Source organism: Ruegeria sp. AO1, assembly GCF_056535985.1.
The window spans coordinates 1,394,383-1,415,500 of the sequence record NZ_JBQFJC010000001.1 but is presented as its reverse complement, the minus strand read 5'-3'; the positions used below and the strand labels follow the sequence as shown (position 1 = coordinate 1,415,500).

Annotated in this window: 21 protein-coding genes; 9 read left to right on the top strand and 12 right to left on the bottom strand. The window is 58.7% G+C overall.

Features of this window, described 5'->3' with window-relative positions; translation table 11 throughout:
- On the top strand, positions 1-711 hold the full coding sequence (locus ACR3FB_RS06995) for a GNAT family N-acetyltransferase (protein ID WP_480565362.1): 711 nt from the start codon (positions 1-3) through the stop codon (positions 709-711).
- Positions 712-713: 2 nt separating this feature from the next.
- Here the strand turns inward: ACR3FB_RS06995 and ACR3FB_RS06990 are convergent, their stop codons facing one another.
- The gene (locus ACR3FB_RS06990) at positions 714-1,409 is read right to left on the bottom strand and encodes an SIMPL domain-containing protein (protein ID WP_480565359.1); all 696 of its coding nucleotides are present in this window, start codon (positions 1,407-1,409) and stop codon (positions 714-716) included.
- Between the two features lie 164 nt (positions 1,410-1,573).
- Here ACR3FB_RS06990 and ACR3FB_RS06985 point away from each other — a divergent pair, with 164 nt between their 5' ends.
- Together ACR3FB_RS06985 and ACR3FB_RS06980 are read left to right on the top strand one after the other, a co-directional pair.
- A complete protein-coding gene (locus tag ACR3FB_RS06985) occupies positions 1,574-3,445 on the top strand; it encodes a hypothetical protein (protein ID WP_480565356.1) in 1,872 nt (623 codons plus the stop codon).
- Positions 3,438-4,076 (top strand): class I SAM-dependent methyltransferase, encoded by a 639-nt coding sequence (locus ACR3FB_RS06980; RefSeq protein ID WP_425083304.1) that lies wholly within the window; start codon positions 3,438-3,440, stop codon positions 4,074-4,076. Before ACR3FB_RS06985 ends, ACR3FB_RS06980 begins: the two co-directional genes overlap by 8 nt.
- A gap of 85 nt (positions 4,077-4,161) precedes the next feature.
- Here the strand turns inward: ACR3FB_RS06980 and hppD are convergent, their stop codons facing one another.
- Positions 4,162-5,259, bottom strand: coding sequence for a 4-hydroxyphenylpyruvate dioxygenase (gene hppD / locus ACR3FB_RS06975; RefSeq protein ID WP_480565352.1), 1,098 nt, complete (start codon positions 5,257-5,259; stop codon positions 4,162-4,164).
- A gap of 147 nt (positions 5,260-5,406) precedes the next feature.
- On the opposite strand from hppD, the gene ACR3FB_RS06970 reads away from it, so the two are divergent.
- Complete coding sequence (locus ACR3FB_RS06970; RefSeq protein WP_480565929.1) at positions 5,407-5,862, top strand: Lrp/AsnC family transcriptional regulator; 456 nt, start codon at positions 5,407-5,409, stop codon at positions 5,860-5,862.
- 19 nt (positions 5,863-5,881) lie between these two features.
- Positions 5,882-7,762, top strand: a complete 1,881-nt coding sequence (locus ACR3FB_RS06965) for a monovalent cation:proton antiporter-2 (CPA2) family protein (protein WP_480565349.1) — start codon at positions 5,882-5,884, stop codon at positions 7,760-7,762.
- A 30-nt stretch (positions 7,763-7,792) separates the two neighbouring features.
- On the opposite strand, the gene cobT is transcribed toward ACR3FB_RS06965, so the two are convergent.
- Positions 7,793-8,803, bottom strand: coding sequence for a nicotinate-nucleotide--dimethylbenzimidazole phosphoribosyltransferase (cobT, locus tag ACR3FB_RS06960; protein ID WP_480565346.1), 1,011 nt, complete (start codon positions 8,801-8,803; stop codon positions 7,793-7,795).
- Between the two features lie 78 nt (positions 8,804-8,881).
- On the opposite strand from cobT, the gene cobS reads away from it, so the two are divergent.
- Positions 8,882-9,646 carry an adenosylcobinamide-GDP ribazoletransferase gene (cobS, locus tag ACR3FB_RS06955; protein WP_480565343.1) on the top strand — a complete coding sequence of 255 codons (765 nt, stop codon included), beginning with the start codon at positions 8,882-8,884 and terminating at the stop codon, positions 9,644-9,646.
- Here the strand turns inward: cobS and ACR3FB_RS06950 are convergent.
- The 6 genes from ACR3FB_RS06950 to ACR3FB_RS06925 form a co-directional block, all read right to left on the bottom strand.
- Positions 9,643-10,404: a potassium channel family protein gene (locus ACR3FB_RS06950; RefSeq protein ID WP_170469956.1), complete on the bottom strand. Its 762-nt coding sequence runs from the start codon at positions 10,402-10,404 to the stop codon at positions 9,643-9,645. The two genes, cobS and ACR3FB_RS06950, sit on opposite strands and share 4 nt — an antisense overlap.
- Positions 10,405-10,523: 119 nt before the next feature.
- Complete coding sequence (locus ACR3FB_RS06945; RefSeq protein ID WP_170376497.1) at positions 10,524-11,039, bottom strand: CarD family transcriptional regulator; 516 nt, start codon at positions 11,037-11,039, stop codon at positions 10,524-10,526.
- A gap of 287 nt (positions 11,040-11,326) precedes the next feature.
- A complete protein-coding gene (gene fdxA, locus ACR3FB_RS06940; RefSeq protein WP_170469959.1) occupies positions 11,327-11,665 on the bottom strand; it encodes a ferredoxin FdxA in 339 nt (112 codons plus the stop codon).
- Between the two features lie 53 nt (positions 11,666-11,718).
- Complete coding sequence (locus ACR3FB_RS06935; RefSeq protein ID WP_425083309.1) at positions 11,719-12,093, bottom strand: RNA-binding S4 domain-containing protein; 375 nt, start codon at positions 12,091-12,093, stop codon at positions 11,719-11,721.
- A 6-nt stretch (positions 12,094-12,099) separates the two neighbouring features.
- A complete protein-coding gene (locus tag ACR3FB_RS06930) occupies positions 12,100-14,910 on the bottom strand; it encodes a helicase-related protein (protein WP_480565340.1) in 2,811 nt (936 codons plus the stop codon).
- 23 nt (positions 14,911-14,933) lie between these two features.
- A complete protein-coding gene (locus tag ACR3FB_RS06925; protein ID WP_170665322.1) occupies positions 14,934-15,542 on the bottom strand; it encodes a tetratricopeptide repeat protein in 609 nt (202 codons plus the stop codon).
- Positions 15,543-15,572: 30 nt separating this feature from the next.
- Between ACR3FB_RS06925 and ACR3FB_RS06920 the strand changes: the two genes are divergently transcribed.
- The 3 genes from ACR3FB_RS06920 to ACR3FB_RS06910 all read left to right on the top strand — a co-directional run bounded on the left by ACR3FB_RS06920 (position 15,573) and on the right by ACR3FB_RS06910 (position 18,723).
- The gene (locus tag ACR3FB_RS06920; protein WP_170457946.1) at positions 15,573-15,863 is read left to right on the top strand and encodes an SCP2 sterol-binding domain-containing protein; all 291 of its coding nucleotides are present in this window, start codon (positions 15,573-15,575) and stop codon (positions 15,861-15,863) included.
- Complete coding sequence (locus tag ACR3FB_RS06915; protein ID WP_480565337.1) at positions 15,863-16,810, top strand: alpha/beta fold hydrolase; 948 nt, start codon at positions 15,863-15,865, stop codon at positions 16,808-16,810. Before ACR3FB_RS06920 ends, ACR3FB_RS06915 begins: the two co-directional genes overlap by 1 nt.
- A 92-nt stretch (positions 16,811-16,902) precedes the next feature.
- Positions 16,903-18,723 (top strand): M3 family oligoendopeptidase, encoded by a 1,821-nt coding sequence (locus ACR3FB_RS06910; RefSeq protein WP_480565334.1) that lies wholly within the window; start codon positions 16,903-16,905, stop codon positions 18,721-18,723.
- Here the strand turns inward: ACR3FB_RS06910 and ACR3FB_RS06905 are convergent, their stop codons facing one another.
- Genes ACR3FB_RS06905 through ACR3FB_RS06895 form a run of 3 tightly spaced genes read right to left on the bottom strand, consistent with a single transcriptional unit; the run spans position 18,724 to position 20,926 of the window.
- Positions 18,724-19,611 (bottom strand): DMT family transporter, encoded by an 888-nt coding sequence (locus tag ACR3FB_RS06905; RefSeq protein WP_480565331.1) that lies wholly within the window; start codon positions 19,609-19,611, stop codon positions 18,724-18,726.
- Between the two features lie 12 nt (positions 19,612-19,623).
- The gene (locus ACR3FB_RS06900) at positions 19,624-19,893 is read right to left on the bottom strand and encodes a DksA/TraR family C4-type zinc finger protein (RefSeq protein ID WP_480565328.1); all 270 of its coding nucleotides are present in this window, start codon (positions 19,891-19,893) and stop codon (positions 19,624-19,626) included.
- Between the two features lie 58 nt (positions 19,894-19,951).
- Positions 19,952-20,926 carry a Gfo/Idh/MocA family protein gene (locus tag ACR3FB_RS06895; RefSeq protein WP_480565325.1) on the bottom strand — a complete coding sequence of 325 codons (975 nt, stop codon included), beginning with the start codon at positions 20,924-20,926 and terminating at the stop codon, positions 19,952-19,954.
- Positions 20,927-21,118: the final 192 nt, after the last annotated feature.

Here is a 21,118-nt window from a genome sequence, read left to right as displayed (position 1 = left end):
ATGAGCGGACACGACACCAACGCACTGGGTCAACCCATCGGACGGCCGGTCACGGGCGAGTTCCCGCGCCCGGCGCCGCCTTATACCCCGATGGAGGGCCAGTATTGCTCGGTTGTGCCGCTTGATGTGAACAGGCATGCGCCCGGATTGTTCCGGGCGTTTGCCAATGATGCCGATCACCGCAATTGGACCTACCTGCCCTACGGGCCGTTTGGCTCTGAGCAGGAGTTTGAAACTTGGGCACGCGCAAACTGCATGGACGCCGACCCGATGTTTCACACGGTTCTGGATGCCAACGACGTACCCGTTGGCATGGCATCATACCTCAGGATCGAACCGGCCGCCGGTGTGATCGAGGTCGGACACATCCACTTCTCGCCTCTGCTGCAGCGCAAGCCGCAATCGACCGAGGTCATGTATCTGATGATGCGCCGTGTGTTCGCTGAGTTGGGCTATCGCCGCTACGAATGGAAATGCGACGCGCTGAATGCGCCCTCTTGCAGTGCGGCCCAAAGGCTGGGCTTCACCTATGAGGGCACGTTCCGCCAAGCGACCCACTACAAGGGGCGCAATCGCGATACGGCATGGTATTCGATCCTCGACAGCGAATGGCCACGTATTCGAGAGGCGTTTGAGGACTGGTTGTCCCAGGATAATTTTGACGAAACGGGCCAGCAACGAAAACCGCTGATGGCCCGCGCGAGTGCGTGAACTTATTCTGAAATCTCAAACTCCATCGAGACACTGACAGAAACCGAGATCTCTCCGCCAGCAACCGGCACTCCGCCCGTGTCGGCCATGGCCATGGTTCGCATCTCGGCCATCGGGCGCACACCGCCCCCACGTTCCGAGATCGTCTGAACCGGCCCCAATGTGACATTGGCGGCTTGGGCAAGTTGTTCGGCCTTTGCGGTTGCTTCGCTCACGGCTTTTGCACGGGCCTGAACCTCAATCGGCTCAGGGTCTTGCAGACCAAAGCTCAACCCGCTGAAATCGTTGGCCCCGTCCTGAATGACCGCGTCCATGACCTCACCCAGTTGGGTCAGATCGCGCACCCGCACGAACACCCGGTTCGAAGCGACAAATCCGGTGATCTCAGGTGGTTCCCCGTTTTGCTGGTTCCGATTCGACCAGATTGGCGATAAAGACAGGTCGCGGGTCTGCAAATCCCGCTCATCGATGCCCATGTCACCCAACCGCGCAAGTACCTGTGCCACAGCGTCCGAGGTGGCTTTCATGGCTTCTGAGGCCTCGGGGTTCTGATGTGTCACACCTAGGGTGATCGTCGCCATATCGGGGGCAACCTGAACGGTTCCGGTAGCATCCACGTTGATGCGACGTTCTTCCGCATGTGCCAGCCCAGCGGTGGTTGCGGCCATCATCGCGGCCAGAAAAGCGAATGTCTTCAAGGTGATCCCTCCAACTTACTCTGTCTCAACATGGGTCCGAGGGGCATACACGCACAAGGGGAAGTCCCGGCTTTTTCTTTCCCTCGGCGGGTTCCTGCTTTAGTATCACCCTGCGAATACAAAGGTATTTGCGTTGATATGGTTAACTGTGGTTCCTCCGGATTATGAAACCCGCTTTTGCGCTGACCTTTTCTGCGACCGGAATTTCCCTTCAACACCATTCGGATGGTGAATGGTACGACATTGGCGAAGTGCCTTTGTCGGCCCCGGATCTGAGTGACCAGATCAAAGCCCTGCACGACAAGGCGTTTGCACTGGAAAACGACCTGAGCTGCAAACTGGTGCTGCCTGCAGATCAGGTACGGTATCTTGCCCTGCCCACGGAAGGCCAAAGCGAAGATCAGATCGCGTCCGAGGTTCAAGCCGCAGTCGCTGAGGCAACGCCGTATAAATTGGTCGACCTGTCCTATGACAGCGCAACCGAGGGGCCGACCACCTTTGTTGCCGCCGTCGCACACGAGACGCTGGATGAAGCGGAGGGTTTTGCAGCGCAGCACGGGTTCCTGCCGATCACCTATAGTGCAGCGACAACTGAGGCCGAATTTCCGCGCGAGCCTGTATTTGACCTGACCAGCGAGCCGCAGGTCGCTGCGCCTTCGCCCGAACCCGAGCTAGAAAGCCCCCCGGTTCATGCCATAGCGGATGACGCGGCGCCCACAGAGTTCCGCTCTCCCGAACCTGCTACGACCGCAATCACTTTGTCTCCCACAACGAACAAAGGGCAACGTTGGGCGATTCCCGCGATTGCCGCGCTGATCTGCGTCGGGGTTGGTGTTTGGGCGTGGTCTCTGATCGGCGCAGACCCAGACAACGACACGTCTACCGAAAACGATACGGCCGAACTGTCTGCACCGCAGACTCATGACACTTCACCGCCTGAGACGGATCCACAGCCTGAAACCGAAATCGCGGCGGCACCGGCAGCGGAAGAAGCGCCAGAACCTGAAGCCCAGCCAGAATTATCCCCGACAGATGCCGCTATCCTCGAAGCGCTGAAAGTTGCGCCGACACCTGTCGAACAGATTGCACAGGACCCCGAAGCACAAAGCGACATCGAAGAGGTCGCGGGCACCCTAGTGGAGGCCCCCGAAGCGCCGATTACCCCGGCATTGATTTCCGAGGATGACCTCTACCTCGCATCCATTCACAACCCGGATCTGTCCAGCGACGCGATTGCCCTGCCCGATCAAGGCAGTTTCGACACGGATGCCGCCTTTGAACGCATCCCCGGCCCCGCAATCGCAGGCGCGCAATACGAACTGGACGAACGCGGTTTGGTCGTACCGACTTCAGAAGGCGCGCTGTCGCCCGAAGGTATCGTAGTCTATTTGGGTCGCCCATCCAAGGTCCCGCCTGAAGTACCGGTGCGGTTCGAAAAAGAACCCGTGGTCGATGAGGTCAACCAAAGGTTGGCCGAACTCCGACCCCGGCCCCGCCCTGGCAATCTGGTCGAGAATTTCGAACGCACGCAATTGGGTGGGCGCAGCCTTGAAGAGCTTGCGGTCGTGCGACCCAAATTGCGGCCCGAAAGCCTACAGGTACAGCCCGAGGTCGACGACACACCCACTGCATTGGCGGTTGTTCGCGTTCCTCGCCCCAAACTACGGCCCGCACGAGCTGTGGCCTCGGCCAGCACTAGCGGATCAAATCTGGGATCAACCGCAGCAGTCGCGTCCAGCAATGACGAGGCCGGGTCCTTCCAGCCGAAATCCGTGGCCCCCAAAATCCCGACAACGGCCTCGGTCGCACGACAGGCCACAATCGACAATGCTCTGAACCTGCGCAAGCTGAACCTGATCGGCGTTTATGGCACACCTGCAAATCGCCGTGCCCTCGTCCGGCTTCCGAGTGGTCGGTACAAAAAGCTCAAGATCGGAGACCGGATTGACGGCGGCAAGGTCATCGCCATCAGCGACAGCGAATTGCGGTATGAGAAGAAGGGCCGCAACCTGACTTTGAAAATGCCGCGTGGCTGAGGACGACCCGTATTTTCAAACTGTCAAAGCTGGGTACGAGCACGCTGCCCAACAGTTGATCCCGGCCTATGACAGCCTTTCTCCTACCGATGTCCTGCGCCCCGTTTTGGATCACTTGCCGGATACCGGGGCGAGCGTTCTGGACGTAGGCGCGGGCACTGGAAGGGTGGCGCGATGGCTGGCCAAACGAAGCTGCGACGTGACGGCGATCGAGCCAGTCGATGCATTTCGAAACTACGCAATGCGCGGTAACGGCGCGCAATCCATTAAATGGCTTGATGCTTGTCTGCCTAGACTAAGCGCTCTGCCAGATGGCGTCGCGTTCGACACCATTTTGGTCATGGGAGTCCTGCATCACCTGCCCCCGCGCGACCAACACATGGCGATCCGCGTCCTGGCTAAACGGCTGCGGCCGCAAGGGCGGATGATTTTGTCGCTCAGACATGGCCCCTGCCCGCCTGACCGACCCGGACATGTGATTTCGGACAACGCCATTATTGATCAAGCGGTAAGTTCGGGCCTGCAGGTGCACCACAGGTCCCGAACCGACTCGATACAACCGGCCAACCAGCGCGCCGGTGTGATCTGGACGTGGCTAGTCTTTGGCGCAGCTTATAGCGTTTCGGTTTAAACCTGCGACACGAATACCCTGCCACGCTTTCAGCGTTCGGGGGCACATTCGTGCCACTTGGCGCTTCAGGTAAAATCAAAACGCTTTAGGCCGCCGAAATCTCACCGCTTTCGATCTGTTCGCGTTCGATGGATTCGAACAGGGCCTGGAAGTTACCCTCACCGAACCCGTCATCCCCCTTGCGCTGGATGAATTCGAAAAAGATCGGGCCGATCACGGTTTTTGAGAAGATCTGCAGCAGAATCCGCGTTTCTCCCCCATCCACAACGCCTTCACCGTCGATCAGAATGCCGTGCTTCATCATCCGATCCAGCGGCTCATCGTGGTCCGTTACACGGTCTTTGGACATGTCATAATAGGATTGGTTCGGACCCGGCATGAACTTCAACCCGTTTTCGGCAATGGCGTCGGTCGAGGCGTAGATGTCCTCGCTGCCCACTGCGATGTGCTGAATGCCTTCGCCCTTGTACTTTTTCAGGTAAGAGACGATCTGACCCGTGTCGCCCCGATCCTCGTTGATCGGGATGCGGATGCGGCCACAGGGCGAAGTCAGCGCGCGGCTATAAAGGCCGGTAAACTTGCCCTGAATGTCAAAGAACCGGATTTCACGGAAGTTGAACAGGTCGCCATAGAACTTGAACCACTTGTCCATATTGCCCCGGTAGACATTGTGGGTGAGGTGATCGAGATAGTAGAACCCCTCGCCGCGCGGTTTCGATTCTTTGATCCACGCGAATTCCTCATTGTAGGGCGAGGTATCGTAATACTGGTCAATGAAGTAGATCAGCGATCCCCCAATCCCCTTGATGGCCGGGACATTCATCGTCTTGTCCGCACCGTCATACGGCTCCGCCCCTTTTGCGACGGCATGCTCGTAAGCTTTCTGCGCATCCACAACGCGCCAGCCCATCGAAGGTGCACAAGGGCCGTGTTCCGCGACGAACTTGTCGGCATGGCTTTCGGGGTCCGCGTTCAGGATATAGGTGACATCACCCTGCTGCCACAGCTCGACCAGAGGTTTGGTTTTGTGGCGCGCAACCAGATCGAAGCCCATTTTGGCGAACAGATCACGCAGCTCCTGCGGTTCGGGATGAGCGAACTCGACAAACTCAAACCCGTCGGTACCTGCGGGGTTTTCGGGACTGATGACAGATTTCGGGGCGTTGTGCGGGAAAGGACCCATGGCGCGTCTCCTTCGAAAACAGGAATTTCTTTGCTGATTCCAAAATACGCCTTAAGCAGTGCTATTTCCGCGCATTGTTTTCATGTAAACTTTCGAAGTGTGCGCAAACTGCGCATGAATGACCTAAAATTTGAGATCTTGCCGCATATGCTTGATGCAACCGATACACGCCTGCTCTCAGCGCTGCAAAAGGATGCGCATTTGACCGCGCATCAATTGGGTGAGCTGCTGAACCTCTCGCCCAGCCAGGCAGGCCGCCGCCGTCAGCGCCTTGAGGCTGAGGGCTATATCACCGGCTACGCGGCCCGGCTGGATCCGCTGAAACTCGGTCTGCAGGTACAGGGGTTTGTTCAGGTTCATCTGGGCACCCACGGCCCCGATCAATCCGCCAGCTTTGCCCGGATGGTCGACACTCAGCCCGAGATCACAAGCGCCTGGACGATGACGGGCGAGGCAGACTACCTGCTTCACGTCTATTGTGACGATCTTTCTGCACTCAACAGCTTGCTTCACGAGGTGATCCTGCCGCATCCTGCAGTGGCACGGGTACAAAGTCAGATCGTGATGGACCAACTCAAACGCGACGCACCCCTGCCAACCTGAGCGGGCAACGAGGACAGTGATGGACGATTTCCTATATCAGGCTTCTATTTATCTGGCCGCGGCCGTGATTGCTGTGCCCCTCTCGGCGCGGTTGGGCCTTGGGTCGGTTCTCGGATACTTGGCGGCGGGCCTGATCATCGGCCCCGTTCTCGGCCTTGTCGGCGCCGAGACCGAAGACCTGCAACATGTCGCCGAGTTCGGCGTGGTCATGATGCTGTTCCTAATTGGACTCGAGTTGGAGCCTCGCGCCCTGTGGGATATGCGCGACAAGCTGTTGGGTCTTGGCGGGCTTCAGGTTCTGTTGTCCACCGCCGTTATTGCCGGTGTCGCGATGTACGCGAACCACCCATGGTCCGTCGCTCTGGCGGTCGGGTTAACTCTGTGTTTGTCCTCGACCGCGATTGTGCTGCAAACCCTATCTGAGAAGGGCTTGATGCAAACGAACGGAGGCCGCGCGACGTTCTCAGTTCTGCTGACGCAGGACATTGCCGTCATCCCGATTCTGGCCCTGCTACCGCTGCTCGCGCTGCCTGCCATGCCGCACATCGAGGCAGACGGCTCCATCGACCGAGGCGCTGAGCATCTGCATGACGTCGGGCATCACAGCCTGTCTCTGGTCGAAGGGCTGCCGGGCTGGGCTGTCACTCTGGTCACCATCTGTGCGATTGCCTTTGTCATTCTGGCCGGTGTCTACCTGACCCGCCCGCTTTTCCGGTTCATCCACGCAACCCGCCTGCGCGAGATGTATACCGCGCTGGCGCTGATGATCGTGGTCGGAATTTCGTTTCTGATGACACTGGTGGGCCTGTCCCCCGCTCTGGGTGCGTTTCTGGCGGGTGTGGTTTTGGCCAGCTCGGAATTCCGCCATGAAATGGAAAGCGACCTCGAGCCGTTCAAGGGCCTGTTTCTGGGGCTGTTCTTCATCACGGTCGGAGCCGGGATCAACGTCGGCTATTTCTTCAACGACCCATTCGACTTGATCGGTCTGGCCCTGCTGGTCATCCTCGTTAAAGGCGTCATCCTATATCTCGTGGGCAAAGCCTTCAAGCTGAAGGGCCGGGATCACTGGCTGTTCACTCTTGGACTGGCCCAGGCGGGTGAGTTCGGCTTTGTCCTTCTGGCGTTTTCGACGCAGCAGAATGTCATCCCGCCGGACCTGTCGCAAAAGATGCTGATGATCATAGCGCTGACCATGCTGATCACCCCGCTCCTGTTCATCATCTACGACCTTCTGTCTCGCAAGATGGCCGACACCAACGCCGCGCCGGAACCTGATGAGATCGACGAGAAAGGCCCCGTGATCATCGCCGGGATCGGTCGGTTTGGTCAGATCGTCAATCGGTTGGTCCGGGCCAGCGGCTTCAAGACCGTTGTTCTGGACCACGATATCGAGACGATTCAGCTGATGCGTCGTTTTGGCGTAAAAGGCTTTCTGGGTGACCCCACCCGGCCGGAACTACTGCGCGCTGCGGGGCTTGAGAAAGCCTCGGTGCTTGTCGCTGCAATGGATGATCGAAAGACGGTGACCCGCTTGGTTGGCTACGCTCGCCGGCAGCGCCCCGATCTGCACATCATCGCACGGGCGCATGATCGGACGCATGTGTATGAACTGTATCAAGCCGGGGCCAATGACATCGTGCGCGAAATGTTCGACAGCTCTTTACGCGCGGGCCGCTATGTGCTCGAAAATATCGGGCTGAGCGAGTACGAGGCCGCGCAGGCCGAACAGACATTTTATCACCATGACCGGACGTCCGTGCGCGATTTGGCTGAGCTTTGGATTCCCGGCATGCCCACGTCCGAGAATACGAAATACATCGAACGCGCGCAAAAGCTTGAGAAGGATCTGGAAACCGCGTTGCTGGAATTGGCGGAACAGCACGCAAAGGATTCTGCCTGACCGAAGCAATTGCCCGGTCAGGCGCTTAGGTTACCCGTCCGAGACGCCCGCCTCGGCAAAGGTTGCCATTCCCGAATGGCAGGCAACCGCGCTCTTGAGAATGTTGATCGCAAGCGCACCGCCGGATCCCTCACCCAGACGCAGGCCGAGGCTCAGCAGAGGCTCTTTGCCCAGTTTTGACAGCATCGCAGCATGCGCGCCTTCTGCGCTTTGGTGCCCCGCGATGGTGTGATCCAGAGCCGAGGGCGAGATACGCGCCAGACAGGCCGCTGCCGATGTGCAGATGAAGCCATCCAGGATGACGGGAATGCGCAACATACGGGCCGCCGCAATCGCTCCGGCCATGGCCGCGATCTCGCGCCCGCCGAGGCAGCGCAAAACCTCCAACCCGTCGTCACTGCCATGCAGTGCAACGCCTTCAGCCACTACGCGGGTCTTGTTGGCAAGGCCCGCATCGTCGACCCCCGTACCGCGACCGGTCCAATCGGCGGCCTCGCCTCCGAACAGGGCGCAGGCGATGGCAGCAGCGGGGGTGGTGTTGCCGATCCCCATCTCGCCGACCACCAGCAGGTCGGACTTCGGGTCCACCGCCTGCCAGCCGGTTTGCAAAGCGCTCAGCAACTCAGCCTCACTCATGGCGGGGCCTTGGGTGAAGTCTGCCGTTGGATGATCCAGATCCAGCGCGTGGACGTCCATCTTCGCGCCCGCCGCCTTGGCCAACTGGTTGATCGCCGCGCCGCCATGTTCAAAATTCATCACCATCTGCACAGTCACTTCGGGCGGAAAGGCTGAAACGCCCTGCGCCGTGACCCCGTGGTTGCCCGCAAAGACAATGACCTGAGGGGCCGCAACCTGCGGTCGCGCGTCCCCACGCCAGGCTGCGTACCAGATCGCCAGATCCTCAAGCCGCCCCAGCGCGCCCGGAGGTTTGGTCAGCTGACCGTTGCGTTCAGCCGCGCCATCCGCCGCCGCCATGTCCGGCCCCGGAGCGCTGGTCAACGCGTCACGGAACGTATTCAAATCATTCAGTTCAGGCAGCATCAAAGCCTCATTGCATCAGAGTGGTCCTGTGTGTTTAACCGAAGCACTGAATCCAACAAGGCCTCGAAAGGCGCAGAAGTGCAAAAAAACGACACCAATCCGGTTTCCGCATGGGATATCCCGCTGGCTCTGGTCCTGTTGACGCGCCTGCCCCTGCCTCGTTTGCCCGAGAGGGTCTTTACCCGGCAAGCGCAGGCGGTTTGGGCCTTTCCGGTGGTCGGCTTGGTGATTGGCGCATTGGCTTGCGTCATCGGGTGGCTTGCACTGACACTGTCGGTTCCGCCTTTCGTGTGCGCCGTTTTGCTCGTGGCGACCCTGACCATGACGACGGGCGCAATGCATGAGGACGGGCTGGCCGATACGTTTGATGGCCTATGGGGCGGGTTTACGCCGGAACGCCGGTTGGAGATCATGAAGGACAGCCATATCGGAACATATGGCGTGCTGTCCCTGATTGGTTCGCAGCTGATGCGAGTTGCAGCAGTCGCGGCCCTTTTGTCTGCCGGTGCGTTTCTAGCGATCATTGCCGCTTGTGTGGTGTCACGCGCGTTCATGCCCTTGCTGATGGCTGCATTGCCCAATGCGCGTAAATCCGGTCTCAGCCATTCTGTCGGTGCCCCGTCCGTGGGTCCTGTCGCGGTTTCGATTGCTCTGGCGGGTTTGACGGGACTGTTGCTGATCGGTGCGCAGGTCATTTTGCCCGCCCTATGCGCCGAGCTCGTTGTGGGTGCTCTGGCCCTCGTGGCGAAGGCCAAGATAGGCGGCCAGACCGGAGATATCCTCGGCGCTTCTCAGCAATTGGCCGAAATCACTTTCCTGGTAGCAATAGCAGCGCAGCTTTAGGATACTCCGCCCGTCTCAATCCGCAGAGTGCAGCCGCAATGCTTGCAATGCACCGCGTCGGGATCATGCCGGAACAGCCCGCAGCTGGGGCATTTGTGGCGCACTTTCTGCGGCATGAAAATCGCCTGAGCGAGGCGCACGAACAGAGCAACGCCCACCACCATGATAAACACCGAGAACAGCTTGCCCCAAGGCGTCGACAGGGTGATGTCACCAAATCCTGTCGTCGTCAGGGTCGCCATGGTGAAATACAGCGCGTCTATATAGGGGTTCTTAGCATCTTCGGGGATGAAAAAGACAAGAACGGCTGTCGAAGTTGCAAACACAAAAACCAGCAGATTGATGGCCGCGATGACCGCATCTTCATGCGTGCGGAAAAAGGTACTGTCGCGCCGCAAGTCCCAGAGCAGATGGTACGAATGGATCAGCCGAAGAGCGCGTAGGATACGCAGGAACGCGAGATTGCCGGTCAGAAACGGATCGAGGATCAGCGACACGATCACCACGATATCTGCCAGAGTGTAAATCTTGCGCAAAAGCTTCCAGCGGTCTTTGGCGATCCACATTCTGGCCGAAAAATCCAGCAGGATAATAAAGCCAACCACCCAGCTGATCCCTGTTACCCATGGGCCATGCGGAAAATGCGCGGTGGCGACAAAGAAGATGATCGTGACCACATCGAACAGGATCAACCCATAGCGGAACCAGACCGAAATCGGGGCCTTGCCGATATATAGGAACTTGACCGTCTTCTTCATGCCGACCCGGTATCTGCTTGCATCTACAGAAAAACTAACCGGTTTTCGCCAATCCACCAAGCAACGAAAAAGGCCGCCCCGATGACGGAGCGGCCTTGCTTTTTCTATCGGCGCAACCTTTAGGCAGCAGCCGCACGCGAGGTCAGGACATCATCCACCTGCTTGGCGGCAGAAATCTCTCCGTCTCCGGACACGGCGGCAACCTCACGGGTCAGACGCTCTAGCGCGGCTTCATAGAGCTGACGCTCAGAATAGCTTTGTTCGCGCTGGTCATCGGTGCGGTGCAGGTCGCGGACCACTTCGGCGATCGAGATCAGATCGCCCGAGTTGATCTTCTGTTCGTATTCCTGTGCCCGGCGCGACCACATGGCCCGTTTGACCTTGGCCTTGCCCTTCAGCGTCTTCATCGCCTGGCTGATCACATCCGGCGAGCTGAGCGAACGCAGACCGGATTCGGTCACTTTGTTTGTCGGCACGCGAAGGGTCATCTTGTCTTTCTCAAAAGAGATGACGAACAATTCGAGCGAAAATCCAGCGACGTCCTGCTCTTCGATCGAAATGATCTGACCCACACCATGGGCGGGGTAGACAACATAGTCGTTCGGGCGGAACTCAAGCTTTTTCGACTTCGACATTCAATTCATTCCTTGGTTTTGGACCGGGATGCGAACAACAAAAAAAAACACGCTCGGTGCCTATTGTGGCCCCGGCAGGCGGTCTGTTTGTCGCAAATTCAGAACTCCAAAGCGAGCATACTTACGGAGTACATCCCAATCTCAGTCATCATGTAAGGCGAGAGTATATCACAAAAATGAGACACTCAAAAGTTTCCCTAGGGGAATTTTTTTATAAACGGCCTGCAATCAAGGGATTAGTCTTTGAAGACCGCTTTTCTTTGCCATCCAATTGGGGTGCGAATCACTTACCCGCCTTCACCTGGAGCTTCGGAGAAATACTTCTCCATTTTGCCTTCCTCGCCATCACGCTCTTCCGCCTCTGGCAACGGGTCTTTTTTGGTGACAATGACCGGCCACATTTCCGAGTATTTGCGGTTGAACTCGACCCAAGTTTCCATGCCTGGTTCGGTGTCGGGACGGATTGCATCAGCCGGGCATTCTGGTTCACACACGCCGCAGTCGATGCATTCGTCTGGGTGGATAACCAGTGTGTTTTCACCTTCGTAGAAACAGTCCACAGGGCACACTTCCACACAGTCGGTGTATTTGCAGCCGATGCAGTTTTCGGTAACGACGTAGGTCATGTTCAGAATCCCATTCAGGTTTGGCGTCTAGCTAGTTCAGTCCGGGTTTGGCTTCAAGATGTGGGGCCGTTTGACGTGCGAGAAAGATCAAGCGCGCGCCGTTCTTTCTTGGTTGGACGACCTTTTCCCTCATATGACGGGTTTTTGGGCGGTATGTCCTTCTTTTCCGTCATATCGAAGTACAATGTTTGCGCTTCGGGGGCCGGACCGCGGCGGTCGCCGAGTTTTTCGACGCGAACGACCCGGATGATTTTGCCCTGTGGAAAGGTCAGAACGTCGCCGGGAACCACCGCTTGGGCGGGTTTCAGAACGCGGTTGCCGTTCAGCCTGACATGGCCGCCGCTGACCTGTTTGGCCGACAGGCTACGTGTCTTGAAGAACCGCGCCTGCCAGAGCCATTTGTCGATCCGCAGCTTGGCCTGATCCATGGCGGATCAGTTGCCGCCCTTCAAACCCATCAGCGCTGCTGCAAACGGGTTGTCGGGATCAATCGCCTTTTCCTTCTTCGGAGGCCGGGACGAGAAGGATTTTGCGCCCTGCGGCTTGCCGCCCTTCTTGCCTTGCGGCTTGCGACCGTCCTGAGGTTTCCCACGCGGCTTGCCCTTGCCCTGCCCCTGTTCGCGGCGCGGGGCGCGATTTTGCTGGCGCTGCCGGCCCCATGTGAAGGTGTAGAACACCTCGACCTCGGGTTCGTCACTTGCGGCGTCAGCGGCCGGAGTCTCAGCTGCTGCCTCGGTGCTTTCGGTGGCCTCGGCTGGCGCCTCGGTGGGTGCGGCGACCTCTTCGGGCGAAACCTCTACGGCCGGGGTTTCTTCGGCTGCGGGTTTTTCTGCCGCGTCAGTCGCAGGTGCCTCCGCTGGTGCAGCTTTGACTTTTTCGCGCTCGCCACGTTCGGCCTTGTAGCCCAGACCCTGCATCAGGTCCGCGAATTGCTCCAGCGTCATGCCTGTGATCGAGAGCATGTCAGGCTTGGCTTCAAAGCCGCCCCGGCTGTCCTCAGAGCGCAGCATATCAGCCAGACGCTCCAGCATGTCGATCCGGATCGAGCGTTCGCCCGCATCGCGGTAACCACACATGGTGTCGTAGCCCTGCGGCGCATCCTTGGCGACGGGTACGGTGACCAGACCCGGAGGCGGTGCCTCGGGGAATTCCTGCAGACCACTGGACAGTGCCCAAAGAACCAGGCGGAGGCGCGTGGGCGCAGGTTTCAGCAGCAGAGGCATGAAGATGGTGAACTGACCAAAACGGATGCCGTGCTTGCGCAGCGCGCCACGAGCGTCCTGATCCAGATCCTTGACCTCTTGCGCGACCTGCGCGCGAGGCAGCACACCCAGCGCCTCGACCATACGGAAGGCAAAGCCTTTCGCCAGGCCGGACAGTTCCTCGTCCCGCGACAGGTTGAGCAGCGGCTCGAACAGTGCGGCCACTTTGCGGTCGATGAAGTGCTGCAGACGGCGCTGCACCTTCTGTTCGACGTCCGGCCCCGCGGCCTCATCCACAAAAACCTCAACCATCGGCTTGAGAGGCTCGGCCCCGGCAACCAGTTTGCCGACAGCGTATTCGCCCCACATCAGGCCGCCCTGATCAGTGAAATCAATTTCGGTATCGGGTGCATTGTAGAAACGATCGGCACGCAGATGGAATTGCGGCGCGAGAGCTTGCAGCGAGGCCGACTTGAGTGCTTTCGCCTCAGCCCCTTGCGCGCTTTTGTCCGGTGTAAACCGGAACCCTTCCAGACGACCGACGAATTCGCCTTCGACGGTCACTTCACCCTTGTCATTTACTTCGGCCAAAAGGGCCTCCTTCTGTTTGAGCCGGCGCAACAACACCGAGGTGCGCCGGTCCACAAATCTTTGCGTCAGACGATCATGCAGAGCGTCCGACAACCTGTCTTCTACAGTGCGCGTTTCCTCACGCCAATGCGATTCGTCACGGACCCAGCCGTTTCGTTGCGCAACATATGTCCAAGTGCGAATATAAGCCAACCTTTTGGACAGCGCATCAATATCTCCGTCCGTGCGGTCAATCCGGCGGATTTGCCGCGCCATGAAGTCGTCCGGGATCGCGCCGCGTTCGTGCAGGTGGCCGTAGATCACTTCGAGCAGATTGGCATGTTCCGAATGGCTGATGCCCCTAAAATCGGGAATTCGGCACACATCCCATAGCAAACGGATCGACGGGCCATCGCTGGCGCGGGCTGCGACCTCGGTCACTTGCGACAGCGATTTCAGCACGTTCAGGTCGTCTGCAGGGCGGGCCTTGGTCAGATGTTCATCATTCGGACTGACTTCTAGCGAGTCGATCAGCGCATCCACCGAGCCGAAGCGAAGGGCGGCACTCCGCCAGTTCAGCTTTTTCATCGGCGTAAAGCGGCTGTCCATGATGACCTGCGCAACGCCTTCGTCCAATGGCGGGGCCTCGCCGGTCACGCCGAATGTGCCATCCGACATGCCACGGCCTGCCCTGCCCGCGATTTGGGCCAGCTCATTCGGGGCCAAGGGGCGCATCCGGCGACCGTCGAATTTGGTCAGGGACGAAAACGCCACGTGGTTCACATCCAGATTCAGGCCCATCCCGATGGCATCGGTGGCCACCAGATAGTCGACCTCACCATTTTGATACAGGTCGACCTGCGCGTTCCGTGTGCGCGGGCTGAGCGCGCCCATCACCACAGCCGCCCCACCCTTTTGGCGACGCAGTAGTTCTGCGATGGCATACACGTTTTCGACCGAAAACCCGACAATGGCGCTGCGCGGGGGCATTCGGCTGATCTTTTTCGACCCCGAATACACCAGCTGAGACATCCTCTCGCGCCGGACAAACTGCGCCTCGGGCACAAGCGCCGCAATCGGGCCGCGCATGGTGTCGGACCCCATGAACAGCGTCTCATTCGTTCCCCGCGACCGCAGCAACCGGTCGGTGAAGACGTGGCCACGCTCGGGATCCACGCAGAGCTGAATTTCATCAATCGCGACGAAATCGGCGCCCATGCCTTCGGGCATCGCCTCGACCGTGCAGACCCAATACTGGGTGCGCGGTGGTACGATCCGTTCCTCGCCTGTCACCAACGCCACGACCGAGGGGCCGCGAATGGCGACGATCTTGTCATAGACCTCACGCGCGAGCAGACGCAGAGGCAGGCCGATGACACCGGTCCGGTACCCCAGCATGCGCTCAATCGCATAATGAGTTTTACCTGTGTTTGTCGGCCCAAGAACGGCCACTACCCGGGATGACCCGCTCACCTTTGCCCCCTGCGCCCTTAGACTTACAGCGCCTTGCCTTCAACCTGAGGCTTCAGCCGATTCATGGCATTGGTTACTTCTTCGTGATGGGGATGTATAGCCAACGCGCGGGAATAAGCCTCAAGCGCCTGATCGGGTTTGCCGACCACCTCGAAAATCAGGCCCAGACCGTAAATAGCCTGGTAGTTGTTCGGGTTGAGGGTCAGCGCATGTTCCAGATCGGCGGCTGCCATTCCAAACCGGTCGATGCCGAAAAAGGCCGAGGCCCGCGCGTGCCAGCCTTCGGCAAACTCGGGCGCGTGGTCGGTCAACGCGGTTAGGTGTTCGATCGCGGCCTCAATGTCGCCGTCATCCAGGGCTTCGCGCCCCCGCTCAAGCAACAGATCAGCCGAGGCCGAACCAGATTGCGACCATAGTGCCTGCAACTGACGATCCAGACCGACTGCTTGTTCCGGAGTTGCCTGCGCCAATTGCCGCAACAGCGCCTCTTCGTCGCGGGAATCCGCTTGTTGCGCTCCACCACTGGTGGAAAACATGACTAGAACGGCAAGTGCCGCAACGGTACCTTTGAGATTGGTGATTGCAATACCCATAACAATGGTCAGTGTAGCGTTGCGACCGAGGATGTCCATTCACGGCGCATAAACAATATGAGGAAAAGCATGAGCGAGATTCTTGAAAAGGCTGCGGCCGCGCTGAACGAAAAGCTGGCCGGTGGTGGCTTTGATGCGTCCGCCAAGTTTGCGATCGCCGATCTGGGCGCAATTGTTCTGGATGGAGACGGTGCCCGCGTCAGTGATGACGACGCCGATGTGACACTCAGCGCGGATGCGGACACGTTCGAACAGATCCTCAGCGGCGATCTGAACCCAACCGGCGCGTTCATGTCCGGCAAACTCAGCGTTGACGGTGACATGGGAATCGCCATGCAGCTTGCATCGGTTCTGGCCTGATGGAGTACTCGCCGGCCCCCTTTTATGATGATGTGGCCGGCGACCCGGCCGGTGGTACAGCCCATTGGCTCTACACCGCCGACGGCAAACGCATCCGTGTCGGGCATTGGCTGCCCGAAGATGCAAAGAACGGCACGGTATTCCTGTTTCCCGGCCGCACCGAATATATCGAGAAATACGCGAGCACCGCAGGGGAATTCCTGAACCGCGGCTTTGCCGTCCTCGCCATCGACTGGCGCGGACAAGGCTTGGCCGACCGCATGCTGGACGAACCCCGCATCGGGCATGTCGATAAGTTCACCGACTATCAACATGACGTCGCCGTGGTGCTAGAGCTGGCTGAGAAATTGGATATGCCGCGCCCGTGGTATGTGATCGGGCATTCGATGGGCGGAGCCATCGGCCTGCGCGCGGTCATCGAGAACGATTGCTTTGCAGCCTGTGCGTTTACCGGGCCGATGTGGGGCATTTTCTTTGTCCCACTCATGAAGCCCCTAAGCCGTCTGACCGCCTATTGGGGCACGGCGCTGGGGTTGGGGGAACGCACACCGCCGACCACTTCTTTGACCAGCTATGTTCTGGCGGAACCGTTCGAGGGCAACTCGCTGACGCGCGACCCGGACATGTTCAAGATGATGCAGGATCAACTGAAAGCGCACCCCGAACTGGCGCTAGGTGCCCCGTCCAACCAATGGTTGCGTGAGGCGCTCAGCGAATGCGAATGGCTGATGGAGCAACCTGCGCCGGACACCGCCTGCCTGACCTATCTGGGCAGCCATGAGCAGATCGTTGACCGCAAGGCGATCCGCGCACGGATGGCCAACTGGCCCAACGGCCGTCTGATCGAGATCCCCGACGGTGAGCATGAGGTACTGATGGAGGCCCCCGAGGTTCGCAACCCGGTTCTCGATGAATTGACCGCGCATTTCCTGGCAAATCGCCCCTAAGGCGTCCGCACGGCACTGATCTTGACTGGCGGCTTGTGATCCGGGCGCGCCAGCCCTAGATGTTTGGCAACAAAGCTAATCAGAGGTGTTCCATGCGCGACCTGCCCTTTCCCGTCCGTGATGCAAATGCAGTCGGCGGTGCCGATAACCTTGGCAACCTGCCCGAATGGGATCTGACCGACCTCTATGCCTCGGAAGAGGCGACCGAGCTGACGCGGGATCTGGACTGGCTTGAGGGCGAATGCGCCTCATTCGCGGCAGACTACGAAGGCAAACTCGCGGATCTGGACGCCGCAGGCCTGCTGACCTGTGTGCATCGAAACGAAAAGATCAACGCCATTGCCGGTCGGATCATGTCCTTCGCCGGTCTGCGCTACTACCAACTGACCACCGATGCCGACCGCGCCAAGTTCCTGTCGGACATGCAGGAAAAGATCACCGTCTTCACGACCCCTCTGGTCTTCTTCACGCTCGAGATCAACCGCATTGAAGACGACGTTCTGCAGGCCCATTTCGCGGCTAATGCTGATCTTGCGCGTTATGAACCCGTCTTTCGCCGTATCCGCGCGATGAAACCCTACCAACTGTCTGACGAGTTGGAGAAATTCCTCCATGACCTCGGCGTTGTCGGCGACGCGTGGGAGCGTTTATTCGACGAGACCATCGCGGGCCTGACTTTCACCGTCGACGGCGAAGAGCTGAACATCGAAGGCACTCTGAACCTGCTGACAGAACAGGACCGCAGCAAACGCGAGGCGGCCTCGCATGAGTTGGCCTCCGTTTTTCAGGAGAACATCAAAACCTTCGCCCGCGTTCACAACACGCAGGCCAAGGAAAAGGAAATTGTCGACCGTTGGCGCAATATGCCGACCGCGCAGACCGGTCGCCACCTGTCGAACGATGTCGAACCCGAGGTGGTCGAGGCCCTGCGCGAGGCCGTCGTCGCTGCCTACCCCAAGCTGAGCCACCGTTACTACGAACTCAAACGCAAATGGCTGGGTCTGGACGTGATGCAGGTCTGGGACCGCAACGCGCCGCTGCCGATGGAAGACACCCGCATCGTCGGCTGGGACGAGGCCGAGAAGACGGTGATGGATGCCTATAACGCGTTTGATCCGCGCATGGGTGAGATCGCCTCGCCTTTCTTCTCAAAAGGTTGGATCGACGCGGCGGTGAAGCCGGGCAAGGCACCGGGCGCGTTCGCCCATCCGACCGTGACCGATGTGCATCCTTACGTGATGCTCAACTATCTGGGCAAACCACGCGACGTGATGACCCTGGCGCATGAGCTTGGCCACGGTGTCCATCAGGTACTGGCGGCAGACCAGGGCGAGATGCTGTCCTCGACCCCGCTGACACTGGCCGAAACCGCCAGCGTTTTTGGTGAAATGCTGACCTTCCGCAAAATGCTGGACAAGGCCGAAACCAAGGAACAGCGCAAAGTGCTCCTGGCCGGCAAAGTCGAAGACATGATCAACACGGTCGTTCGCCAGATCGCCTTCTACGATTTCGAATGCAAGCTGCACGCCGCCCGCCGCGAGGGCGAGCTGACCCCGGACGACATCAACGCTTTGTGGATGAGCGTTCAGGCGGAAAGCCTTGGGCCGTCTTTCGAATTCATGGAAGGGTATGAAACGTTCTGGGCCTATATACCCCATTTCGTGCATTCCCCCTTCTACGTCTACGCCTATGCGTTCGGAGACGGCCTCGTGAACGCGCTTTATTCGGTCTACGAAAGCGGTGCTGAGGGGTTCGAGGACAAGTATTTCGAGATGCTGCGCGCCGGTGGGTCGAAACACCATAAAGACCTGCTGGCTCCGTTCGGGCTGGACGCCAGCGACCCAAAGTTCTGGGACAAAGGCCTGTCGATGATCTCGGGCTTCATTGACGAACTGGAAGCGATGGAGGGCTAATCACTCCTGTTTCTTGGTCGTCAGGAAGACTGCAGCCACGATCAAAATAGCTCCGAGGGCCGCAATCGGTGTGATCGCGGCCCCCAGGAACAGCGCCGAATTGATAAACGTGAAAACAACAGAAGCGGCAAACATCAACGTTGCCGTCAAAGTCGATACGCGCGCAGCGGCCTCATACCAAAGGTAGTAGGCCAACGCCGTGGGAAGGACGCCCAGTAGGATCAGAAAAATCACATCTTTCACCGTCGGGGTTTGCAGGGAAAACGCAGCCAATGGTAGCAACAGTGCACCAGCGCAGACAAAAATTCCGAATAGAAAATTCAATCGCTCGGCCGTTGAGGTCGAATTGCGCATGGCCCGGCTACTTGAAACCAGAAACACGGCCCAACTAAGCCCTGCGCCAATTTCCAAAAGATCACCGAACAAAGGCTCTCCGCCACCCTGAAAATCTCGGAACACGGTCAGGAACACCCCAAAAATCGCCAGTATCGTGGCGAGTACATCCACGCGCGTAACTGGCGTATCTGCAAAGAAATAAAGGAAAAGCAGCACAAAAAACGGGGCGGTGTTTTCCAGTACCATGGCGTTGGCGGCACCTGTGTATTCCAGCCCTACGTGAAACAGGATATAGTTCACGACTGTCGACAGTACGGCCAGCCGAAAGTTCCAGTCTTTGTGCTCAATCGAAACGGGCACACGCATGACCCGTAAAATGCAATAAACCGCTAGTGCCGCGATGAACAAGCGGGTCACCGCGATCTGTAGTCCACCTAAATCGCTCGTTAGATAGCGCACGATTACACTATGCGTGCCCCAGAGAAACGCGGCTAGAAACCCAAGTAGCAACCCGTTCTGCATCAATGGTTGTTTTGCAGTAGAGTTAGGCATCCTGCGCCTGGCCTACTTCAACTGGCTGTCTTTTGATCCGCGCCGGTTAATGCCTGCCCGCTGTTGATACGTCCCGTCCCTCTCCTGCTGACAGTCCAGACACAGCTTGACGCCGGGCAGCGCTTGGCGGCGCTTTTCGGGAATGGGTTCCTCGCACTCGGCGCAGTGGGTCAGGCTTTCGCCTAAGGGGCGTTTTTGCGCCTGCATGCGGGCCAGTTCGTCGGAAATCGACGCCTCGATCTGTTCGCTGACAGCACCATCGCGGGCCCAACCTCCGGCCATGAACCTCTCCTTTTATGGATGCAGCACAGAATACGCGCGCCGGGCGAGTGCTGGCAAGTCAGAGGGGAACGGCATCCGCGAACACGCGATCAATCATCTCTTGCGTCCCGCGCGAAAACTCCAGCGGGCAAGGATAGGCCACCCCGTCGCGGACCGAGCGACAGAAGGCTTCAACCTGCAGTTTGTAGTGATCGTCGCCTGGGAACCGGGTCACCTGAACCTCAAGCCCCGGTCGATGCAACTCGACCCGCGCCTCGCCAAACACCCGCGCGTTGAACGGGGCGGTCAGGCGGATGACTCCGCCTTCACCGTGAAACACCATCTCTTGATGCGGGTGCATCCGGATCGAGACATAGGCCGAATAGGTAAAGCCCGGGAATTGCGCGCGAATTTCGGTGAACGTATCGATGCCGTCCTGCCAACGGATCGCGGATTGAACTGCAGAAGGCTCCTGCCCTGTAGCGAACCGCGCGCCACCGATGACATACACCCCGATATCTCGCAGCCCGCCCCCGCCGGTCTCTGCACGATTGCGAATGTTCGTCACTTCCTCACGATTGTCGAAACTGAACGCGCCTGTCACATGGACCAGCTTGCCAATTGCGCCATCCGCGATGAGTTTCTGCACGAACTGCCATTGAGGGTGATGCACGATCATATAGGCCTCAGCCGCGAGCAAACCTGTCTGATCGCGCTTTTCGATCAACGCATCGAACTCAGCCGCCTGCATCGTCATCGGCTTTTCGCACAGCACATGTTTGCCCGCGTCGAGCGCCCTCAGGCTCCATTCGACATGCATGTGATTTGGCAGTGGGATATAGACGGCCTCGATCTCGGGATCATCCAGAAGCGCGTCGTAGCTGTCATAGACGGTCAGATCGGTGCAAAAAGCCTGAAAAGGCTCGGCCTTGGCCGCGTTTGAGGTCGCAAGCCCGGCCAATCGCGCCCCGTCTGCGGCGTGAATTGCATGTGCCATATATTGCCGCGCGAACTTGGCCGCGCCAAGTATTCCGAATTGAACAGGTTTTTGCATCTTAGTCCCCTCGCGTTTTCCGGCCCGATATCAGATCGCGTATATAGATCTTTACCCGTGCAACCTAACAGACGGCCGCGATCTCGCCAGTCTTTTCCCTGACGAAAAAACGCGACTTCTCGGATACAAATAGAAAGGGCAACTCTGGCTTGAAATTGCCACTTCTCGACTTTTCAAACTAAACCTCGCTGG

Coding starts and splice junctions, on each gene's coding strand:
- ACR3FB_RS06995 (WP_480565362.1), top strand. CDS start 1: ATGAGCGGACACGACACCAACGCACTGGGTCAACCCATCGGACGGCCG.
- ACR3FB_RS06985 (WP_480565356.1), top strand. CDS start 1,574: ATGAAACCCGCTTTTGCGCTGACCTTTTCTGCGACCGGAATTTCCCTT.
- hppD (WP_480565352.1), bottom strand. CDS start 5,259: ATGGGTCCTTTCCCGCACAACGCCCCGAAATCTGTCATCAGTCCCGAA.
- ACR3FB_RS06970 (WP_480565929.1), top strand. CDS start 5,407: ATGCTTGATGCAACCGATACACGCCTGCTCTCAGCGCTGCAAAAGGAT.
- ACR3FB_RS06965 (WP_480565349.1), top strand. CDS start 5,882: ATGGACGATTTCCTATATCAGGCTTCTATTTATCTGGCCGCGGCCGTG.
- cobT (WP_480565346.1), bottom strand. CDS start 8,803: ATGCTGCCTGAACTGAATGATTTGAATACGTTCCGTGACGCGTTGACC.
- ACR3FB_RS06950 (WP_170469956.1), bottom strand. CDS start 10,404: ATGAAGAAGACGGTCAAGTTCCTATATATCGGCAAGGCCCCGATTTCG.
- ACR3FB_RS06945 (WP_170376497.1), bottom strand. CDS start 11,039: ATGTCGAAGTCGAAAAAGCTTGAGTTCCGCCCGAACGACTATGTTGTC.
- fdxA (WP_170469959.1), bottom strand. CDS start 11,665: ATGACCTACGTCGTTACCGAAAACTGCATCGGCTGCAAATACACCGAC.
- ACR3FB_RS06935 (WP_425083309.1), bottom strand. CDS start 12,093: ATGGATCAGGCCAAGCTGCGGATCGACAAATGGCTCTGGCAGGCGCGG.
- ACR3FB_RS06925 (WP_170665322.1), bottom strand. CDS start 15,542: ATGGACATCCTCGGTCGCAACGCTACACTGACCATTGTTATGGGTATT.
- ACR3FB_RS06920 (WP_170457946.1), top strand. CDS start 15,573: ATGAGCGAGATTCTTGAAAAGGCTGCGGCCGCGCTGAACGAAAAGCTG.
- ACR3FB_RS06915 (WP_480565337.1), top strand. CDS start 15,863: ATGGAGTACTCGCCGGCCCCCTTTTATGATGATGTGGCCGGCGACCCG.
- ACR3FB_RS06910 (WP_480565334.1), top strand. CDS start 16,903: ATGCGCGACCTGCCCTTTCCCGTCCGTGATGCAAATGCAGTCGGCGGT.
- ACR3FB_RS06905 (WP_480565331.1), bottom strand. CDS start 19,611: ATGCCTAACTCTACTGCAAAACAACCATTGATGCAGAACGGGTTGCTA.
- ACR3FB_RS06900 (WP_480565328.1), bottom strand. CDS start 19,893: ATGGCCGGAGGTTGGGCCCGCGATGGTGCTGTCAGCGAACAGATCGAG.
- ACR3FB_RS06895 (WP_480565325.1), bottom strand. CDS start 20,926: ATGCAAAAACCTGTTCAATTCGGAATACTTGGCGCGGCCAAGTTCGCG.